The organism is Micromonospora xinjiangensis (assembly GCF_056150165.1).
Window position 1 is genome coordinate 26105 of sequence record NZ_JAXCFO010000009.1, and the last position, 17428, is coordinate 43532.

A 17428-nucleotide genomic window follows, 5' to 3' on the forward strand; every position below is an offset into this window, starting at 1 on the left:
CCGGGTGGATCGGGCGTCACTCCGCGCTCGCCGCACCCGAATGGCTCAGGGCGGGGGCGGACCCGGGCCGGCCGGCGTCGCGCTCCCGGTCCGCCGGCTCCCCGGGAGCGCCACCGGGTGTGCCGCTCGCGGGCTCCTCGCCGGCGACGTCGCCGGGTCCGTCCGTGCCGGTGCGCTCACCGTCGGGGCCGCCCTCCCGGTCGTCGGCGCGGCGGCGCCAGCGGCTCGCGAGCCAGCCGATGACCGCGCCGCCGCCGAGCCCCGCGAGCAGGCCCGCCGCCAGCAGCGCGTCGGCGTTGCCCACCGCGCCCGTGCCACCGTCGCCCCGGTCGCCCGGCGCGGCGCCGGCGGTGCCCGCGCCGCTCGCCGGGCCCGCGCCGACCGACCCGCCGCCGGCCTCGGCTCCCGTGCCGGCCCCCGGGGCGCCGCCGTGCCCCGCGTGCCCGGCCGCGCCGTCGGCCGGCGCCGGGGCGGCGGGGAGGAGGGTGAGCACCGGGGCCCGGTGCGCGCCGGCCTGGTCGGCCCACCGCACCACGGTGCCGTCGCCGTACGTCTGGATCACCGGGAAGACGAGCCGCTCGGTGCGGGGCAGCGGGCCCATGGAGAGCGGCAGCCGGGCCGGGCCGGGCTCGGCCCCGTCGACGCGGATCCAGGTCACCGCGGTGGTGACCGTGCTCACCCCGGTCGAGTGCATGCCGGCCACCGGTTCGTCCAGGGTGCGGGAGGTGATCCGGGGCGCCCACCCGGGCACCGACATCGGGTAGACCTCGGCGATCGGGGCCTCCGCCGGCAACCGAACCTCGATCTGCCGGGTCCGGGTGCCGGGTCGCTCCTCGGGCACCACGAACTCCAGCCGTACCGCGTCGCCCTGCCGGGCCTGACCCGGCGTGGTCGTCACCTCCGCCGCCTGTGCGCCGCCGGGCCAGGCCAGCACCGCGGCGCCCGCCAGGGCGGCGACCACCCCGGCCCGACGCCGACCATCCCCTCGGGTCATCGCCATGTCGCGTCCCCATCCGTGTCCACACGGCCGGCACCGGTCTCCGGCCACACCGGGTAGTTCGGCTCGCGGGCGCGAAAGGTTCAACGGCGTCGGGGTCGGTACCCCGGGTGCCGAGGCGTCGGCGGTCGGCGCGGGTGGGGGGACCGATAGCATCGGCGGGGGCCACACCGGCCCGTTCTGTGCCGTCTGCTGCGAGGAGTCACCGTGTCCGCACCCCGTACCCCCGCCGTGGCCGACCCCGTCGTCGTCGCCGCCGGGACGACGGCGGCCGACGCGGTGGCCGCGGCCGAGCTGCCCATGACCGGCCCGAAGGCGATCGTCGTGGTGCGCGACCCCGAGGGCCAGCTGCACGACCTGGACTGGCGTCCGGCGACCGACACCGAGGTCGAGCCGGTCGCCCTCGACTCGCCGGACGGGTTGAACGTGCTGCGCCACTCGACCGCCCACGTGCTCGCCCAGGCCGTCCAGGACGTCTTCCCCGAGGCGAAGCTCGGCATCGGCCCGCCCATCGAGAACGGCTTCTACTACGACTTCGCGGTCGACAAGCCGTTCCAGCCGGACGACCTGGCGAAGCTCGAGAAGCGGATGCAGGAGATCATCAAGTCCGGCCAGCGGTTCCGGCGGCGGCGGTTCGGCAGCCTGGACGAGGCGCGGGCCGAGCTGGCCGCCGAGCCGTTCAAGCTGGAGCTGATCGACGTCAAGGGGGAGGGGCTGGACTCCTCCGAGGTGATGGAGGTCGGTGGCGGGGAGCTGACCATCTACGACAACCTCGCCGCGAACGAGGAGAAGGTCTGCTGGTCGGACCTGTGCCGTGGCCCGCACCTGCCGAACACCCGGCTGATCGGGGCGTTCAAGCTGATGCGCTCGGCCGCGGCCTACTGGCGGGGGTCCGAGAAGAACCCGCAGCTGCAGCGGGTGTACGGCACCGCGTGGCCGACCCGGGACGAGCTGAAGGCGTACCTGAGGCTGCTGGAGGAGGCCGCCCGGCGCGACCACCGCAAGCTCGGCGCGGACCTGGACCTGTTCAGCTTCCCCGACGAGATCGGTTCGGGCCTCGCGGTCTTCCACCCCAAGGGCGGCATCATCCGCCGGGAGATGGAGAACTACTCGCGGCGCCGGCACGAGGACGCGGGCTACGAGTTCGTCAACACCCCGCACATCACCAAGGCCCACCTCTTCGAGACCTCGGGCCACCTGCCGTACTACGCGGACACCATGTTCCCGCCCATGCAGCTGGAGGGCGCGGACTACTACCTCAAGGCGATGAACTGCCCGATGCACAACCTGATCTTCAGGGCGCGCGGGCGGTCCTACCGGGAGCTGCCGCTGCGGCTGTTCGAGTTCGGCACGGTCTACCGGTACGAGAAGTCGGGTGTGGTGCACGGCCTCACCCGGGTGCGCGGGCTCACCCAGGACGACTCGCACATCTACTGCACCCGGGAGCAGATGCCGGGTGAGCTGAGCACGCTGCTGACCTTCGTGCTGGACCTGCTGCGCGACTACGGCCTGGACGACTTCTACCTGGAGCTGTCCACCCGGGACGACTCGCCGAAGTTCATCGGCAGCGACGAGGACTGGACCGAGGCCACCGAGGCGCTGCGCACCGCCGCCGAGCAGTCCGGCCTGGACCTGGTGCCCGACCCGGGCGGTGCGGCCTTCTACGGTCCGAAGATCTCGGTGCAGGCGAAGGACGCCATCGGCCGGACCTGGCAGATGTCGACGATCCAGGTGGACTTCAACCAGCCGGAGCGGTTCGGGCTGGAGTACCAGGCCGCCGACGGCACCCGCCAGCGGCCCGTGATGATCCACCGGGCGCTCTTCGGGTCGATCGAGCGGTTCTTCGGGGTGCTCACCGAGCACTACGCGGGGGCGTTCCCGGCCTGGCTGGCGCCGGTGCAGGTGGTCGGCATCCCGATCCGCGAGGACCACACGGACTACCTGCACGGCTTCGTGGCCGCGCTGCGGGCCGAGGGGATCCGCGCCCAGGTCGACGCGGGCGATGACCGGATGCAGAAGAAGATCCGCACGGCGCAGCAGCAGAAGATCCCGTTCATGGTGATCGCCGGCGACGACGACGTGGCGGCGGGCACCGTCTCGTTCCGCTACCGCGACGGCTCCCAGCGCAACGGGGTGCCGATCGCCGAGGCGGTGGCGCACGTGCTCGACGTGGTCTCCTCCCGTACCAACATCGGCCCGTCCGCGCAGGAGTGACCCGGGAACCCCTGCCGCCCCTCGGCGGCAGGGGCCGCCCGGCGATCAGATGCCGCAGTTCGGCGCCGACCACGTCCGGCTGGACTTGTGGGCGACGTGGGTGTGGTCGTTGTGGTCGGGGTAGCCGGGGCCGAGGATCTCGTTGAAGCCGTGGTTGCGGGCCTGCTGGGCCAGCCGGCACAGCGAGTGCGGCCCGGCGCCCAGGTCGACGGCGTCGCCGTAGAGGTGCCGGCTGGTCGAGGAGCCGCCGACGGCGCTGTTGCAGGCGTGGCTGCGGAAGGCGCTGGTCACGACGATCTGCTGGTCGCCCAGGGCGTGCCGCATCGCCTGGAGCTTCCACATCGACACCCGGGCGTTGTAGCGGGCGGTGCTGGCCGAGACCGCCCCGCCGGACCAGTCGCTGTTGCAGTCGTTGAACTCGGCGTAGCTGAAGTTGACCGGGGTGCAGTCGTCGTCCTGCAACGCGTAGATCCGGTTGAACGTCTGCGGGCCCGCGATGCCGTCGGCCGCGAGGCCGTACGCCTGCTGGAAGCGGCTCACCGCCGCGCGGGTGGCCGGCCCGTACGCCCCGTCGATGGTGAGTACGGCGCCGTAGCCCGGGTAGCCGGCGACCCGGATCTGCAACTGCCGTACGTCCTCGCCGGACATGCCCTCGGACAGGGTGCGGCCCCAGGTGTAGCAGCCGTCGGCGTGCGCCGCCCCGGCGGTGAGCGTGACGCCGGCCACCGTGCTGACGACGGTCAGCGCGATGGCCGCGAGGAAGGTGGCGATTCGTCGGATCACAGGAAGCTCCTCATCAACACATGTAAGAACATGAATGAATGGAAGTTTCAGATCTAGGATCCGTTCCGTCAACAACTTCCGTTTGACGCGTTCCTGAACAGCGGACATTCCGCTCGCGGGCCGGACGTCGGGTGCAGCCCGCACGCCCCCCGGGTGAGTCCGTAGGATCGCCGGTGTGACTGGGGCGGAACGGCACACGGACAGCGGCGGGATGGCCGACGGCCTGGAGCGGCTCTGGACGCCGCACCGGATGACCTACATCTCCGGCGACGACCGCCCGGCCGAGGGCTACGAGAAGCCGACCGGCTGCCCGTTCTGCCGTGCCCCGCAGGCGCCGCCGGAGGAGAGCCTGGTGGTGGCGCGCGGCCAGCGGGTGTACGCCGTGCTCAACCTCTACCCCTACAACCCCGGCCACCTGCTGGTCTGCCCCTACCGGCACGTGGCCGACTACACCGACCTGGACGAGGGGGAGACCCACGAGCTGGCCGCCTTCACCCAGACCGCCATGCGGGTCATCCGCAAGGTCAGCAACGCCCACGGCTTCAACCTGGGCATGAACCAGGGCGGCGTGGCCGGCGCCGGCATCGCCGCGCACCTGCACCAGCACGTGGTGCCGCGGTGGGGCGGTGACGCCAACTTCATGCCGGTGATCGGCCGGACGAAGGTCCTGCCGCAGCTGCTCGGCGACACCCGCGAGCTGCTCGCCCGCGCCTGGCCGTCCTGACCGGGCGCCGCCCTCCGCCCCGGCACCCGCGCCGCCGGCGGCCGCTCGCCGCCTCGGCAGGCGCCCGGCGGGCGCCGCGCGGCCCCGCGCGGCGTCGTCAGCCGGCGCGCAGGGCGGCGACCAGCTCCGGCCAGCTCTCCACCCGGTGTACGTCCGGCAGGTGCGCGGCGTGCGCGGCCACCTCCGCCGGTCGGGGGTGGAAGAGGTAGCGGTGCGGCACCGAGTCGAGGTAGCCGAGCACCTCCAGCTTGTCGTCGACGAAGTGGGTCAGGCCCAACCGCCGGGCGATCGGTGCCTTCGCCGGACGGGTACGGCAGAAGTGCACCCGGTCGGCCGGAACGCCGGTGCGGGTGTGGAAGTCGTGGTGCGCGAGCCACGCGCGGGTCCGCCGCTCGGTCTCCTCGCCGCACTTGCTGACCAGGTGCACCTCGTCGAAGCCGCCGGCCAGCACGGCGAGCGCGTCGAACGCGCCCGGGACCGGCGGCGTCCGGAGGTGGTGGTCGCCGAAGAACGAGGTGTCCGCGTCGTCGTCCGCCGGTTGGATGATGACGCCGCCGATGTCCACGCCGAGCCGCCGCATGGCGTCGATCATGCCGTAGCGCCCGCCCCGCCGCCGGTCGGGCACCGGTGGTGCCCGGCGCCCGGTGACCCGCCGTGCGGCCGGTCAGCGCGCCGCGTCGTCACGTTCCGCGCCCCGCCCCACCCACCCGCCGTCGAACGGACCGTGACGCTGGGTCGCCGCGCCCACTCTTTCCGGTACGTGCTGTGTTCGGGCGGGCTTCAGGTGGCACGATCTGCCGGTGGCACTCACGACACGGACGTTGGGCCGCAGCGGAATCGAGGTCAGCGCCCTCGGCATGGGCTGCTGGGCGATCGGCGGCCCGTGGGCGGAGGGTAGCCAGCCGCTCGGCTGGGGCGCGGTCGACGACGAGGAGTCCGTCCGGGCCGTCCGTCGCGCCCTCGACCTGGGCGTCACGCTCTTCGACACCGCCGACACGTACGGGGCGGGGCACGGCGAGCGGGTCCTCGGCCGGGCGCTCACTGGGCGGCGCGACGAGGCGGTGATCGCCACCAAGTGGGGCTACACCTTCGACGAGGCCACCCGGCAGGCGACCGGGGAGGACGCGTCACCGGCGTACCTGCGCCGGGCCGTCACCGCCTCGCTGCGCCGGCTGGGCACCGACCGCATCGACCTCTACCAGCTGCACCTCGCCGACCTGCCGGTGCCGCGCGTCGAACCGCTGATCGGCACGCTGGAGGAGCTGGTCGCCGAGGGGCTGATCCGGGCGTACGGGTGGAGCACCGACCGCCCCGACCGGGCCGAGGCGTTCGGGCACGGCGCCGCCGGCGCGACCGCCGTGCAGCACGCCCTCTCGGTGCTCCGGGACGCCCCCGACCTGCTCGCCGTGTGCGACAAGTACGACCTGGCCAGCGTCAACCGGGGTCCGCTCGGGATGGGGCTGCTCACCGGCAAGTACACGGCGGGCACGACGCTGCCCCGCGACGACGTCCGCGGGCTCACCCCGGGCTGGCTGGAGTGGTTCCGCGGCGGCCGGCCGGCGCCGGAGTGGCTGCGCCGGGTGGCCGCCGTGCGGGAGGCGCTGACCGCCGACGGGCGCACCCTGGCCCAGGGCGCGATCGGCTGGATCTGGGCGCGCAGCGGGCGGACGATCCCGATCCCCGGCTGTCGCACCGTGGCCCAGGTCGAGGAGAACGCCGCCGCGCTGCGACACGGCCCCCTCGCCCCGGACCACTTCGCCGAGGTGGAGCGGCAGCTCGCCGCCCTGCGCCGCGCCGCCCTGCACGACGCCGACCACCCCGGCTGGCCGAGCCCCACCAGCCCCGCGACCCACCCCTGACCGCGCCGGGCAGCCTCCGTCGATCACGCAGTTGTGGTTGACGGAATGTGGGCACCTGCCCGTTGCCTCCGCGACCACGACTGCGTGATCGTCGAGAAAGCCGCGGGGCTAGGGGGTGTGTTCCTTGCGGATCTGGTCGGCCAGGTGTGGGGGCATCGGGTCGTGGCGGACGAAGGCGCGGCGGAAGGTGCCGGTGCCGGCGGTCATCGAGCGCAGCTCCACCGCGTAGCGGAGCAGCTCGGTGGCGGGCACCTCGGCGCGCACCAGCGTCCGCCCCTCGCTGTCCGGGTCCGGTTCGGTGCCCAGCACCCGGCCGCGCCGGCCGGAGAGGTCGCCCATCACCGCGCCCACCGAGGAGTCCGGCACCCGGATCGTCACCTCGTCGATGGGCTCCAGCAGCGTCGGGGCGCCCCGCTCGGCCGCGTCGCGCAGGGCGAGCGCGCCGGCGGTCTGGAAGGCCGCGTCGGAGGAGTCGACGCTGTGCGCCTTGCCGTCGAAGAGGGTGACCCGCAGGTCCACCACCGGGTAGCCGGCGACGAGACCCCGCTCCATCTGGGCGCGTACGCCCTTCTCCACGGACGGGATGTAGTTGTGCGGGACGGCGCCGCCCACCACCCGGTCGACGAACTCGAAACCGGCGCCGCGGGGCAGGGGCTCGACCTCGATGTCGCAGACGGCGTACTGGCCGTGGCCGCCGGACTGCTTGACGTGGCGGCCGTGGCCCTTGGCCGCGGCGGTGAAGGTCTCCCGCAGGGCGACCCGCACGGGCTCGGTCTCCAACTCGACGCCGCCCGCGCGCAGCCGGTCCAGCACCACGTCGGCGTGTGCCTCGCCCATGCACCAGAGCACCAGCTGGTGCGTCTCCGCGTTGCGCTCCAGCCGCAGGGTCGGATCCCCGGCCACCAGGCGGGCCAGGTTGCGGGCGAGGGCGTCCTCGTCCGAGCGGGTCTTCGCGACGATCGCCACGGGCAGCAGCGGCTCGGGCATCTCCCAGGGTGCGACCAGCATCGGGTCGTCCTTCGCGGAGATCGTGTCACCGGTCTCCGCGCTCCCCGACTTGGTGATCGCGCAGATGTCCCCGGCGACGCAGGCGGGCACCTCGCGCAGCGCGGCGCCCAGCGGCGTGTAGACGCGTCCCACCCGCTCGTCGGCGTCGTGGTCGGGGTGCCCGCGCTCGGCCAGCCCGTGCCCGGAGACGTGCACGGCCTGGTCGGGCCGAAGCGTGCCGGAGAAGACCCGCACCAGCGAGACGCGCCCGACGTGCCGGTCGATGGTGGTCTTGACCACCTCGGCGACCAGCGGCCCGTCCGGGTCGCAGGCCAGCGGCGGACACGGCGAGCCGTCGACCCCGGTGACCACCGGCAGCTCGTGCTCCAGCGGCGACGGGAAGGCGGCCGTGAGCACCTCCAGCAGCGCGTCCAGCCCGACCTCGGTCTCCGAACAGACCGGCACCACGGGGTAGAAGTGACCGCGGGCGACCGCCTTCTCCAGGTCGTCGATCAGCACGTCGGTGCCGATCTCCTCACCCTCGAGGTAGCGGTCCATGAGCGACTCGTCCTCGCTCTCGGCGATGATCCCCTCGATCAGCTCGTCGCGGGCCTCGGCGATGGCGGGCAGGTGCTCCGGGTCGGGCTCCCGGACGTCGGCGGGCAGGCCCTGGGTGTAGTCGAAGACCCGGCGGGTGATCAGCCCGAGCAGCCCGACGGTGGACACCCCGTCGTCGCCCAGCATGGGGAGGTAGAGCGGGAGCACGTTGTCCCCGAAGACCCGCTGGCAGAGCGCCACCGTCTCGTCGAAGTCGGCGCGCGGGTGGTCCAGCCGGGAGACGGCGACCGCGCGCGGCATGTCCACGGCGGCGCACTCCTCCCACAGCGCCGCGGTGGCCGCGTCCATCCCGTCGACCGCCGAGACGACGAAGAGGGCGGCGTCGGCGGCCCGCAGCCCGGCGCGCAGCTCGCCGACGAAGTCGGCGTAGCCGGGGGTGTCCAGCAGGTTGACCTTGACGCCGTCGTGCAGCAGCGGCGCGCAGGCCAGGCTCACCGAACGCTGCTGGCGTACGGCGGCGGGGTCGTTATCGCAGACGGTGGTGCCGTCGACGACGGTGCCGGCGCGCCCGACGGTGCCGCTCGCCGCGAGCAGCGCCTCGACCAGGGTCGTCTTGCCGACGCCGGAGTGCCCGACGAGCACGACGTTGCGAACCCTGCCGGGCTCGGTCACCACCGGCGCGCCGCCGGTGACACCCTTCTCCTGACTCTTCTGCGCCATGGGGCGCACCTCCCTCAGCCGGTGGTGGTGGCGACCGCCGCGCTGACGGGACAGCGGCCCGGGGCGGGTGCGCGGCGATATCCTCCGGTGGTCTGCTGCACAGCGGGAACTCGGACGGGTGAGCGGGTGAGCTGGGTCACCTTTCCTGACCCGATCAGACACCCGTTGCGGGGCGCGCACAAGCCTCCCGGGCACGCCGCGCTGACCGGCCGTATCGCCGCACCTCGGTGGACCGTTATCGTGGGACCGCCATGGCGAAGATCTTCCAAGTGTCGGCCCGAGCGGGGATGACCCGCGTCGTCGAGCCCCTCGCACGCGCCCTGCTCCGGGCAGGCGTCACCCCCAACGCGGTCACCGTGACCGGCACCGTCGGCGTGCTCGTCGGCGCCCTCGGCTTCGGCGCGCGCGGCGACCTGGTCGCCGGCGCGTTGATCGTCACGGTCTTCGCGCTCACCGACCTGCTCGACGGCACGATGGCCCGGATGAGCGGCGGCTCCACCCGGTTCGGCGCGTTCCTCGACTCGAGCATGGACCGGGTCGCCGACAGCGCCGTCTTCGGCGCGGTCGCGTACTGGCTGGCCACCGAGGGCGACCACGCCGGCGTCGCCGCCGCGCTGCTCTGCCTCGCCGCCGGCGCGCTCGTCTCCTACGTCAAGGCGCGGGCCGAGGGCCTCGGCATGACCTGCAACGTGGGCATCGCCGAACGCACCGAACGGCTGCTCATCGTCGGCGTCGGCGGCCTGCTCACCGGGCTCGGCGTGCCGATGGCGCTGCAGATCGCGCTCTGGCTGCTGGCCGCCGTGTCGATCTTCACGGTCGGCCAGCGGATGCGGCACGTGTACCGGCAGGCCCAGCAGCTCCCCGCGCCGGGTGGAAACGGGTGAATCTCACCGAGCTCGGCTACGTCGCGGGCTGGCGGGTCGTCCGTGCGCTGCCACGGCCCGTCGTGGCCGCGGCGTTCCGGGCCGGCGCCGACCGCGCGTCCCGGCGCGGCGGCGGGGGGACGGCCCGACTGCGGGCGAACCTGCGCCGGGTCGTCGGGCCGGAGCTGCCCGAGGCCGAGCTGGACGAGCTGGTCCGGCGGGGGATGCGCTCGTACGCCCGCTACTGGATGGAGGCCTTCCGGCTGCCGTCGCTGAGCCGCGAGCAGATCCTGGCCGGCTTCCGGCTCGACGGTGAGCAGGAGCTCGCCGCCGCCGTGGCCGCCGGCCGGGGCGTGGTGATCGCGCTGCCGCACGCCGGCAACTGGGACGCCGCGGGGGCCTGGGTGGCCGCCAAGGGTTGGCCGATCACCACCGTCGCCGAGCGGCTGAAGCCGGAGGGCGTCTACGAGCGGTTCCTCGCCTTCCGGCAGCGCCTCGGCATGGAGATCCTGCCCACCCACGGCGGCGAGCGGCCGGCGTTCGACGTGCTGGTCGACCGGCTGCGCGCCGGGGCCGTGGTGCCGCTGCTCGCCGACCGGGACCTCTCCGCCCGCGGGATCGACGTGGACTTCTTCGGCGCCCGCGCGCGGATGCCGGCCGGGCCGGCGCTGCTCGCCCTGCGCACCGGGGCGCCGCTCTACGTCGCCTCCCTCTGGTTCGAGCCGTCCCGCGCGTGCGCGTCGATCGAGGGCCCGATCCCGGTGCCCGCACCCGACGAGGGGCCGCTCGACCAGCGCGTGCGCGTCCTGACCCAGCGCATCGCCGACGAGTTGGCGGCGGGCGTCGCGCGGCACCCGGAGGACTGGCACATGCTGCAACGGTTGTGGCTCGACCAGCGGGGCCCGGCGGCGGGCGCCTCGCGGCCCACACCGACAGCCGGACAGGTCTGAGGGGGAGGCGCGGTGCGCGTGGGCGGTACGGCCGAACGTGGTCCGGCGAGCGCGGACAGAGGGCGGTGACGTGCGGATCGGCATCGTGTGCCCGTACTCCTTCGACGTGCCGGGCGGGGTGCAGAACCACGTCATGGACCTCGCCGAGGCGCTGATCGCGCTCGGCCACGAGGTCAGCGTGCTCGCCCCGGCCGACGAGGACTCCCCGCTGCCGCCGTACGTGGTGCCGGCCGGCCGGGCGGTCCCGCTGCCCTACAACGGCTCGGTGGCGCGGATCGCGTTCGGCCCGGTCTCCACGGCCCGGGTCAGACGCTGGATCACCCGCGGTGACTTCGACGTGCTGCACGTGCACGAGCCGCTGACGTTGAGCCTGTCGCTGCTCGCGGTCCTCTCCGCCCGCGGCCCGGTGGTGGCCACCTTCCACACCGCGATCACCAGGTCCCGCGCGCTGGCCGCCGCGCAGGGTGTGCTCCAGATCGTGCTGGAACGCATCACCGCCCGGATCGCCGTCAGCGCGCTGGCCCGCAAGGTGCAGGTCGAGCACCTCGACGGTGGCGCCGTGGAGATCCCGAACGGGGTGGCCGTCGCCAAGTTCGCCGACGCCGACCCGCTGCCGGGATGGCCGGGGGAGTGCGCGCCGGGCAGCGGTGGCACGCTCGGCTTCCTGGGCCGGTTCACCGAGCCGCGCAAGGGCTTCCCGGTGCTGCGGGACGCCTTCGTCGACCTGGCGCCGCGCCGACCGGGGCTGCGGCTGCTGGTCGCCGGCCCGGGCGACGCGGACGATCTGTTCGGCCAGTTCCCGCCGGCGCTGCGCGAGCGGGTCACGTTCCTGGGCCTGGTCTCGGAGGCGGACAAGGCGCGCATGCTGCGCAGCGCGCACCTCTACGTGGCGCCGAACACGGGGGGCGAGTCGTTCGGGATGATCCTCACCGAGGCGCTGGCCGCTGGCACCACGGTGGTGGCCAGCGACCTGGACGCGTTCCGCCGGGTCCTGGACGGCGGCCGGGCCGGTCGGCTCTTTCCGACGGGGAACGTGGAGGCACTGCGCGACGCGGTGGTCGAGCTGCTCGACGACCCGTCGGCCCGCGCCACCCTGACCGCCTGCGGTGACCAGGTGGTGGCGCACTTCGACTGGCCGGTGGTCGCCCGGCGGGTGCTCGAGGTGTACGCGGCGGCGATCGAGGCCACCGACGGGCGCGTCATCGACGAGGAGTGGGTCGGGCTGGGCTGAGCCCGTCCTCGCCGACCTGCACGGCGGGCGTGGGCGGCCGGTGCCCCGGCGTGATGCGGTCCGCGGCACCGGGCCGGCCCAGCGGGGCGGAAGGGGAGCGGCACTACGATGCCGGGCATGTGGTGGGCGGTGGGTGCGACCGTGGTCGTCGGGTTCGTCTCGGCGTACCTGGTCTGGACCGCCGGTCGGGTGCAACGGCTGCACGCCCGTGCGGAGTTGGCGGCCCGGGCCCTCGACGCCCACCTGCTGCGCCGCGCCGCCGCGGCCGCGGTGCTCGCCGAGCGGCGGTACGGCGTCGAGCTGTACGCGGCCGCGCGCATCGCGCTCGACGCCCATCCCGACGAGCGGGAGGCCGCCGAGAACGACCTGACGCGCCAGCTGCGGGCGGTGCAGCTGGACCCGACCGACCCGGACTGCGAGGCGGTCATCGCGGCCAGCCGCCGCCTCGCCCTGGCCCGGCAGGTGCACACCGACCTGGTCCGGGACGCCCGCGCGGCGCGGGGCCGTCCCCTCGTACGCCTGTTGCGGATGGGGCGCGGCCGGGAGTGGCCGCGCTACTTCGACATCGACGACCCGACGCTCACGGTGCCCGCCGACGTCCCGACGGGCTGACCCTCTCCACGATCCGGCACGATCCGCCCAACCGTGGACACCAGGGGGCGAACAGCGATGTCAGGATCGCTGCCGCCGGCCGGGGTGACGGGTGCCACAGGGCAGGCCACCAGGGGTCTGATTGGCTGTCGGAGCGGCGTTGCCCCGGACGTAGCCTTTCGCTGTCACCACCTCCCGAGCACGCCGAGGAGCGATGAGTCGTGTCTGAAACCACCTCTCCGCAGACGAGCGCCGGCCCCGTCGTCGGCACCGCCCGCGTCAAGCGCGGCATGGCCGAGATGCTCAAGGGCGGCGTGATCATGGACGTGGTCGACGCCGAGCAGGCGAAGATCGCCGAGGACGCGGGCGCCGTCGCCGTCATGGCGCTCGAGCGGGTGCCGGCGGACATCCGCGCGCAGGGTGGCGTGGCCCGGATGAGCGACCCCGACATGATCCAGGGGATCATCGACGCCGTCTCCATCCCGGTGATGGCCAAGGCCCGCATCGGGCACTTCGTGGAGGCGCAGATCCTCCAGGCGCTCGGCGTCGACTACGTCGACGAGTCCGAGGTGCTCACCCCCGCCGACTACAGCAACCACATCGACAAGTGGGCGTTCACCGTCCCGTTCGTGTGCGGGGCGACCAACCTGGGCGAGGCGCTGCGCCGCATCACCGAGGGCGCGGCGATGATCCGTTCCAAGGGTGAGGCGGGCACCGGTGACGTCTCGAACGCCACCACCCACATGCGGAAGATCCGCCAGGAGATCCGCCGGCTCGGCTCGCTGCCGGCCGACGAGCTGTACGTGGCGGCCAAGGAGCTCCAGGCCCCGTACGAGCTGGTCAAGGAGGTCGCCGAGACCGGCAAGCTGCCCGTGGTGCTGTTCACCGCCGGGGGCATCGCCACCCCGGCCGACGCCGCCATGATGATGCAGCTCGGCGCCGAGGGCGTCTTCGTCGGCTCGGGCATCTTCAAGTCCGGCAACCCCGCCCAACGGGCCGCCGCGATCGTCAAGGCGACCACCTTCCACGACGACCCGGACGTGCTGGCCAAGGTCTCCCGGGGCCTCGGTGAGGCCATGGTCGGCATCAACGTCGACGAGATCCCGCAGCACCACCGCCTGGCCGAGCGCGGCTGGTGACGGCACGGTGGAGCCCCGCGCGTCGAGGCCCCTCGTCGGGTGGACGCGGGAGAGGAGCGCTGCGATGAGCGACGGGCCCGTCATCGGCGTGCTCGCCCTCCAGGGCGACGTACGCGAGCACGTGGCGGCGCTGGCGGCGGCGGGCGCGCAGGCCCGCCCGGTGCGTCGGACGCGGGAACTGGACGACGTCGACGGGCTGGTGATCCCGGGCGGCGAGTCCACCACCATCAGCAGACTGGTCGACGTCTTCGCGCTGCGGGAGCCCATCGACAAGCGGATCGCCGACGGGATGCCGGTCTACGGCTCCTGCGCCGGCATGATCATGCTTGCCACCGAGGTGCTCGACGGACGGCCGGACCAGCGCGGCTTCGACGGCATCGCCATGACCGTCCGACGCAACGCGTTCGGGCGGCAGGTCGACTCGTTCGAGGCGCCGGTGCGGATCGACGGGGTGGCCGGTGAGCCGTTCCACGCGGTGTTCATCCGGGCGCCCTGGGTCGAGCGGGTCGGTGACGGCGTCGAGGTGCTCGGCCGGGTCGACGACGGGCCGGCGGCCGGGCGCATCGTGGCGGTACGCCAGGGCAACCTGCTGGCCACGTCCTTCCACCCGGAGCTGACCGGCGACCGGCGGCTGCACCGCTACTTCGTGGACCTGGTCCGGGCCGCCGCCTGACCGGCCGCGGCTCAGGGCCGGGAAGCGGGCGGTGACCCGGGGGCGGGTCCGGCCCGCCACCGGGGGCCGACTCCGGCCCGGCGGGCATGAATCCCGGTCGGCCGGCGTTGTGTGGTGGGTGCGCCGTGGCCCGGCGCCGCCCGGCGTGGTGACCGGGTGTGACATGACCGGGCCCGGGCTCGGTAGGATTGCCGCGGTTCGGCAGGGCCATCCGCCCGCGTGGCGTCTCCCGCGGGAGCCGACCGGCCGCCGGATCGCCGGATGCGGCATTTGATCGGCGTGGCAGTCGACGCAGGCGTGGAACGACACACGGAGGTAGCAGATGTCCGGCCACTCAAAGTGGGCGACCACCAAGCACAAGAAGGCCGTCATCGACGCCAAGCGCGGCAAGATGTTCGCCAAGCTGATCAAGAACGTCGAGGTGGCCGCCCGGACCGGCGGCGGTGACCCCGCCGGCAACCCGACCCTCTACGACGCCATCCAGAAGGCGAAGAAGAACTCGGTCCCGAACGACAACATCGACCGCGCGGTCAAGCGCGGCTCCGGCCTGGAGGCGGGCGGCGCCGACTACCAGACGATCATGTACGAGGGCTACGGCCCGAACGGCGTCGCGCTGCTGATCGAGTGCCTGACCGACAACCGCAACCGGGCGGCGACCGAGGTGCGCACGGCGCTGACCCGCAACGGCGGGTCGTTCGCCGACGCCGGCTCCGTGTCGTACATGTTCTCCCGCAAGGGCGTGGTGATCGTCCCCAAGGCGGGCACCACCGAGGACGACGTGATGATGGCCGTCCTCGACGCCGGCGCCGAGGAGGTCAACGACCTCGGTGAGGCGTTCGAGGTGGTCTCGGAGCCGAGTGACCTCATCGCGGTGCGCACCGCGCTGCAGGACGCCGGCATCGAGTACGAGTCGGCCGAGTCCTCGCTGATCCCGAGCGTCAACGTCCCGCTCGACGAGGACGGCGCCCGCAAGATCTTCAAGCTCATCGACGTGCTCGAGGACTGCGACGACGTGCAGAACGTCTACGCGAACTTCGACGTCAGCGACGAGATCATGGCGGCGGTCGGCTGAGCCGGCCGTGACCGACGTCGAGCGCGGCACCCCGCCCACTCCGGCGGGGTGCCGCGCTCGGGACGCTCAGGCGACGGTCTCCCGGGTGCGCCACGCGGTCCGGATCGAGGTGCGACCGTTGGTGCGCAGCAGCGCGCCCTCGTACACGCGGGCGCCGGCGAGCAGGAACGCGGCGGCCGTGACCAGCAGCAGGGCCAGCGCCACCAGCGGCTCCCAGGCGGCGGCGTCCTGGGTGAACAGCCGCAGCGGCATCGCCGTCGGCGCGGAGAACGGCAGGTAGGACAGGACCGTCATGGCCGTGGCGTTGTCGTTGAGGAAGACCACCGCGAAGAACGGCAGCATCACCGCCAACTGCACCGGCGTCGACACCCCGGCGATGTCCTCCTGCCGGTTGACCAGCGCCCCGGCCGCCGCCCACATGGCCGCGATCAGCACGAAGCCGAGCAGGAAGAACGGCACGAACCAGCCGATGGCCGGGCCGAGCAGCCGGAGCAGGCCGCCGCTGTCGCCGAAGGCCATGCCCACCACCGCGACGAGGCCCACCAGCACGATCTGTCCGAGGGCCAGCAGTGTGCCCGCGACCATCTTGCCGGCGAGCAGCGCCCGGACCGGCACGGCGGACACGAGGATCTCCACGATCCGGGTCTGCTTCTCCTCCACGATGCTCTGCGCGATCTGCACGCCGAACGCCTGGGACGTCACGAAGAAGATGAACGCGAAGGCGAACGGCACCAGGAACGCCGCCACCGGGTCCACGGCGTCGGGGTCCAGCAGCCGGACCGGGGGTTGGGTGCTCAGCGCGTTCACCACGTCGTCGGGGGCGTCGTCCATGGCGAGCACGGCCGGGCCGGAGACGACGGCCGCGTCCACGTCGCCGTCGCGGACGGCCTGCTCGGCGGCGCGGTCGTCGGGGACCGTCCGCACCTCCAGGCCGGCCTCGCGCAGCGGGCCGGCGGCCTGCTCGGTGACCGCCACCGTGGACGGTCCGCCGGAGAGCAGCGGCGGCAGGACGGTCGCCGCGGCGGCGATCAGCAGGAAGAACAGGGTGCTGAACAGGAAGGTCCGGTCGCGCAGCTTGACCCGGATCTCCCGAGCGGCGACGAGGCGGGTGGCCTGCATGGTGTTCACTGGGCGACCTCTCGGAAGATCTCGGTGAGGGAGGGGCTGACCGGCCGGAACGCGCGTACCGGCCCGCGCGCCAGCGCGGCGTGCAGCACCGGCTGCTCGTCGGCGCCGGGCGCGAGGTCGAACACGGCGCGGGCGCCGTCCAGGTCGACCAGCGTCACCCCGGGCTGGTCCCGCAGCCAGCCGGCGTCGGCCTCCACGACCAGCTCGAAGCGCGGCGAGGTGTACGTGCGCCGCAGCTGCTCGCGACTGCCGGCCGCGCGGACCACCCCGTTGGCGATGATGACCAGGTCGTCGCAGAGCCGCTCGACCACGTCGAGCTGGTGGCTGGAGAAGAGCACCGGGGCGCCGGCGGCGGCCCGCTCGCGCAGCACGCCGAGGACCGTGTCCACGGCGAGCGGGTCGAGGCCGGAGAACGGCTCGTCGAGCACGAGCACGTCGGGGTCGTGCACCAGCGCCGCGGCGATCTGGGCGCGTTGCTGGTTGCCCAGCGACAGGGTTTCCAGCAGGTCGTCGCCGCGCTCGGCGAGGCCCACCCGCTCCAGCAGCGCGTCCGTGGCGCGCCTCGCCGCGGCGGCGCTCATGCCGTGCAGCCGACCCAGGTAGACCACCTGCTCCCGGGCGCTCATCTTCGGGTAGAGGCCGCGTTCCTCCGGCATGTAGCCGAAGCGTCCCCGGACCTGCGGGGTCAGCGGCGCGCCCTGCCAGGTCACCTGGCCGGCGTCGGCGGCGAGCACGCCGAGAATGATCCGCATCGTGGTGGTCTTGCCGGCGCCGTTGCCGCCGACGAAGCCGGTCATCCGGCCGGCCGTCACGTCGAAGGAGACGTTCTTGAGCGCCTGACGGTCGCCGAAGCTGCGGTCGATACCGTCCAGGCGGAGCACACTCGTCACGTCGGCCACGCTAGATCGCCGGGCATCGGACGCCGTCCGTCGCCAGGTG

General features: G+C 73.8%; 16 protein-coding genes. 10 read left to right on the forward strand and 6 right to left on the reverse strand.

Features of this window, described 5'->3' with window-relative positions; all coding sequences use genetic code 11:
• Positions 1 to 16: 16 nt before the first annotated feature.
• Positions 17 to 1000, reverse strand: coding sequence for a YcnI family protein (locus SM573_RS26285; RefSeq protein WP_474617303.1), 984 nt, complete (start codon positions 998 to 1000; stop codon positions 17 to 19).
• Between the two features lie 204 nt (positions 1001 to 1204).
• On the opposite strand from SM573_RS26285, the gene thrS reads away from it, so the two are divergent.
• Positions 1205 to 3211 (forward strand): threonine--tRNA ligase, encoded by a 2007-nt coding sequence (gene thrS / locus SM573_RS26290; protein WP_474617304.1) that lies wholly within the window; start codon positions 1205 to 1207, stop codon positions 3209 to 3211.
• A gap of 45 nt (positions 3212 to 3256) precedes the next feature.
• Here thrS and SM573_RS26295 read toward each other — a convergent pair whose 3' ends face one another.
• Positions 3257 to 3994, reverse strand: a complete 738-nt coding sequence (locus tag SM573_RS26295; RefSeq protein ID WP_474615029.1) for a D-Ala-D-Ala carboxypeptidase family metallohydrolase — start codon at positions 3992 to 3994, stop codon at positions 3257 to 3259.
• 211 nt (positions 3995 to 4205) lie between these two features.
• Between SM573_RS26295 and SM573_RS26300 the strand changes: the two genes are divergently transcribed.
• Positions 4206 to 4718 (forward strand): HIT family protein, encoded by a 513-nt coding sequence (locus tag SM573_RS26300; RefSeq protein ID WP_474615060.1) that lies wholly within the window; start codon positions 4206 to 4208, stop codon positions 4716 to 4718.
• Between the two features lie 97 nt (positions 4719 to 4815).
• Here SM573_RS26300 and SM573_RS26305 read toward each other — a convergent pair whose 3' ends face one another.
• The gene (locus SM573_RS26305; RefSeq protein ID WP_474617305.1) at positions 4816 to 5343 is read right to left on the reverse strand and encodes a hypothetical protein; all 528 of its coding nucleotides are present in this window, start codon (positions 5341 to 5343) and stop codon (positions 4816 to 4818) included.
• Positions 5344 to 5518: 175 nt separating this feature from the next.
• On the opposite strand from SM573_RS26305, the gene SM573_RS26310 reads away from it, so the two are divergent.
• Positions 5519 to 6577 carry an aldo/keto reductase gene (locus tag SM573_RS26310; RefSeq protein ID WP_474617306.1) on the forward strand — a complete coding sequence of 353 codons (1059 nt, stop codon included), beginning with the start codon at positions 5519 to 5521 and terminating at the stop codon, positions 6575 to 6577.
• Positions 6578 to 6685: 108 nt separating this feature from the next.
• On the opposite strand, the gene SM573_RS26315 is transcribed toward SM573_RS26310, so the two are convergent.
• A complete protein-coding gene (locus SM573_RS26315; RefSeq protein WP_474617307.1) occupies positions 6686 to 8842 on the reverse strand; it encodes an elongation factor G-like protein EF-G2 in 2157 nt (718 codons plus the stop codon).
• 251 nt (positions 8843 to 9093) lie between these two features.
• Between SM573_RS26315 and pgsA the strand changes: the two genes are divergently transcribed.
• The 7 genes from pgsA (at position 9094) to SM573_RS26350 (ending at position 15361) form a co-directional block, all read left to right on the forward strand.
• Positions 9094 to 9726: a phosphatidylinositol phosphate synthase gene (pgsA, locus tag SM573_RS26320; RefSeq protein ID WP_474615033.1), complete on the forward strand. Its 633-nt coding sequence runs from the start codon at positions 9094 to 9096 to the stop codon at positions 9724 to 9726.
• A complete protein-coding gene (locus SM573_RS26325; RefSeq protein WP_474615034.1) occupies positions 9723 to 10655 on the forward strand; it encodes a phosphatidylinositol mannoside acyltransferase in 933 nt (310 codons plus the stop codon). Before pgsA ends, SM573_RS26325 begins: the two co-directional genes overlap by 4 nt.
• 70 nt (positions 10656 to 10725) lie before the next feature.
• Entirely contained in the window at positions 10726 to 11886 is a 1161-nt protein-coding gene (locus SM573_RS26330) for a glycosyltransferase family 4 protein (RefSeq protein ID WP_474617308.1), read from the forward strand.
• A gap of 108 nt (positions 11887 to 11994) precedes the next feature.
• Positions 11995 to 12498, forward strand: coding sequence for a hypothetical protein (locus SM573_RS26335; RefSeq protein WP_474617309.1), 504 nt, complete (start codon positions 11995 to 11997; stop codon positions 12496 to 12498).
• A gap of 200 nt (positions 12499 to 12698) precedes the next feature.
• Positions 12699 to 13616 carry a pyridoxal 5'-phosphate synthase lyase subunit PdxS gene (gene pdxS / locus SM573_RS26340; protein ID WP_474617310.1) on the forward strand — a complete coding sequence of 306 codons (918 nt, stop codon included), beginning with the start codon at positions 12699 to 12701 and terminating at the stop codon, positions 13614 to 13616.
• 64 nt (positions 13617 to 13680) lie between these two features.
• The gene (gene pdxT, locus SM573_RS26345) at positions 13681 to 14289 is read left to right on the forward strand and encodes a pyridoxal 5'-phosphate synthase glutaminase subunit PdxT (protein WP_474615038.1); all 609 of its coding nucleotides are present in this window, start codon (positions 13681 to 13683) and stop codon (positions 14287 to 14289) included.
• Between the two features lie 322 nt (positions 14290 to 14611).
• Positions 14612 to 15361: a YebC/PmpR family DNA-binding transcriptional regulator gene (locus SM573_RS26350; protein ID WP_474615039.1), complete on the forward strand. Its 750-nt coding sequence runs from the start codon at positions 14612 to 14614 to the stop codon at positions 15359 to 15361.
• A 66-nt stretch (positions 15362 to 15427) separates the two neighbouring features.
• Here SM573_RS26350 and SM573_RS26355 read toward each other — a convergent pair whose 3' ends face one another.
• The gene (locus SM573_RS26355) at positions 15428 to 16489 is read right to left on the reverse strand and encodes an ABC transporter permease (RefSeq protein ID WP_474617311.1); all 1062 of its coding nucleotides are present in this window, start codon (positions 16487 to 16489) and stop codon (positions 15428 to 15430) included.
• Positions 16486 to 17379 (reverse strand): ABC transporter ATP-binding protein, encoded by an 894-nt coding sequence (locus SM573_RS26360; RefSeq protein ID WP_474615041.1) that lies wholly within the window; start codon positions 17377 to 17379, stop codon positions 16486 to 16488. The genes SM573_RS26355 and SM573_RS26360 overlap by 4 nt, the downstream gene beginning before the upstream one ends.
• Between the last annotated feature and the right edge of the window lie 49 nt (positions 17380 to 17428).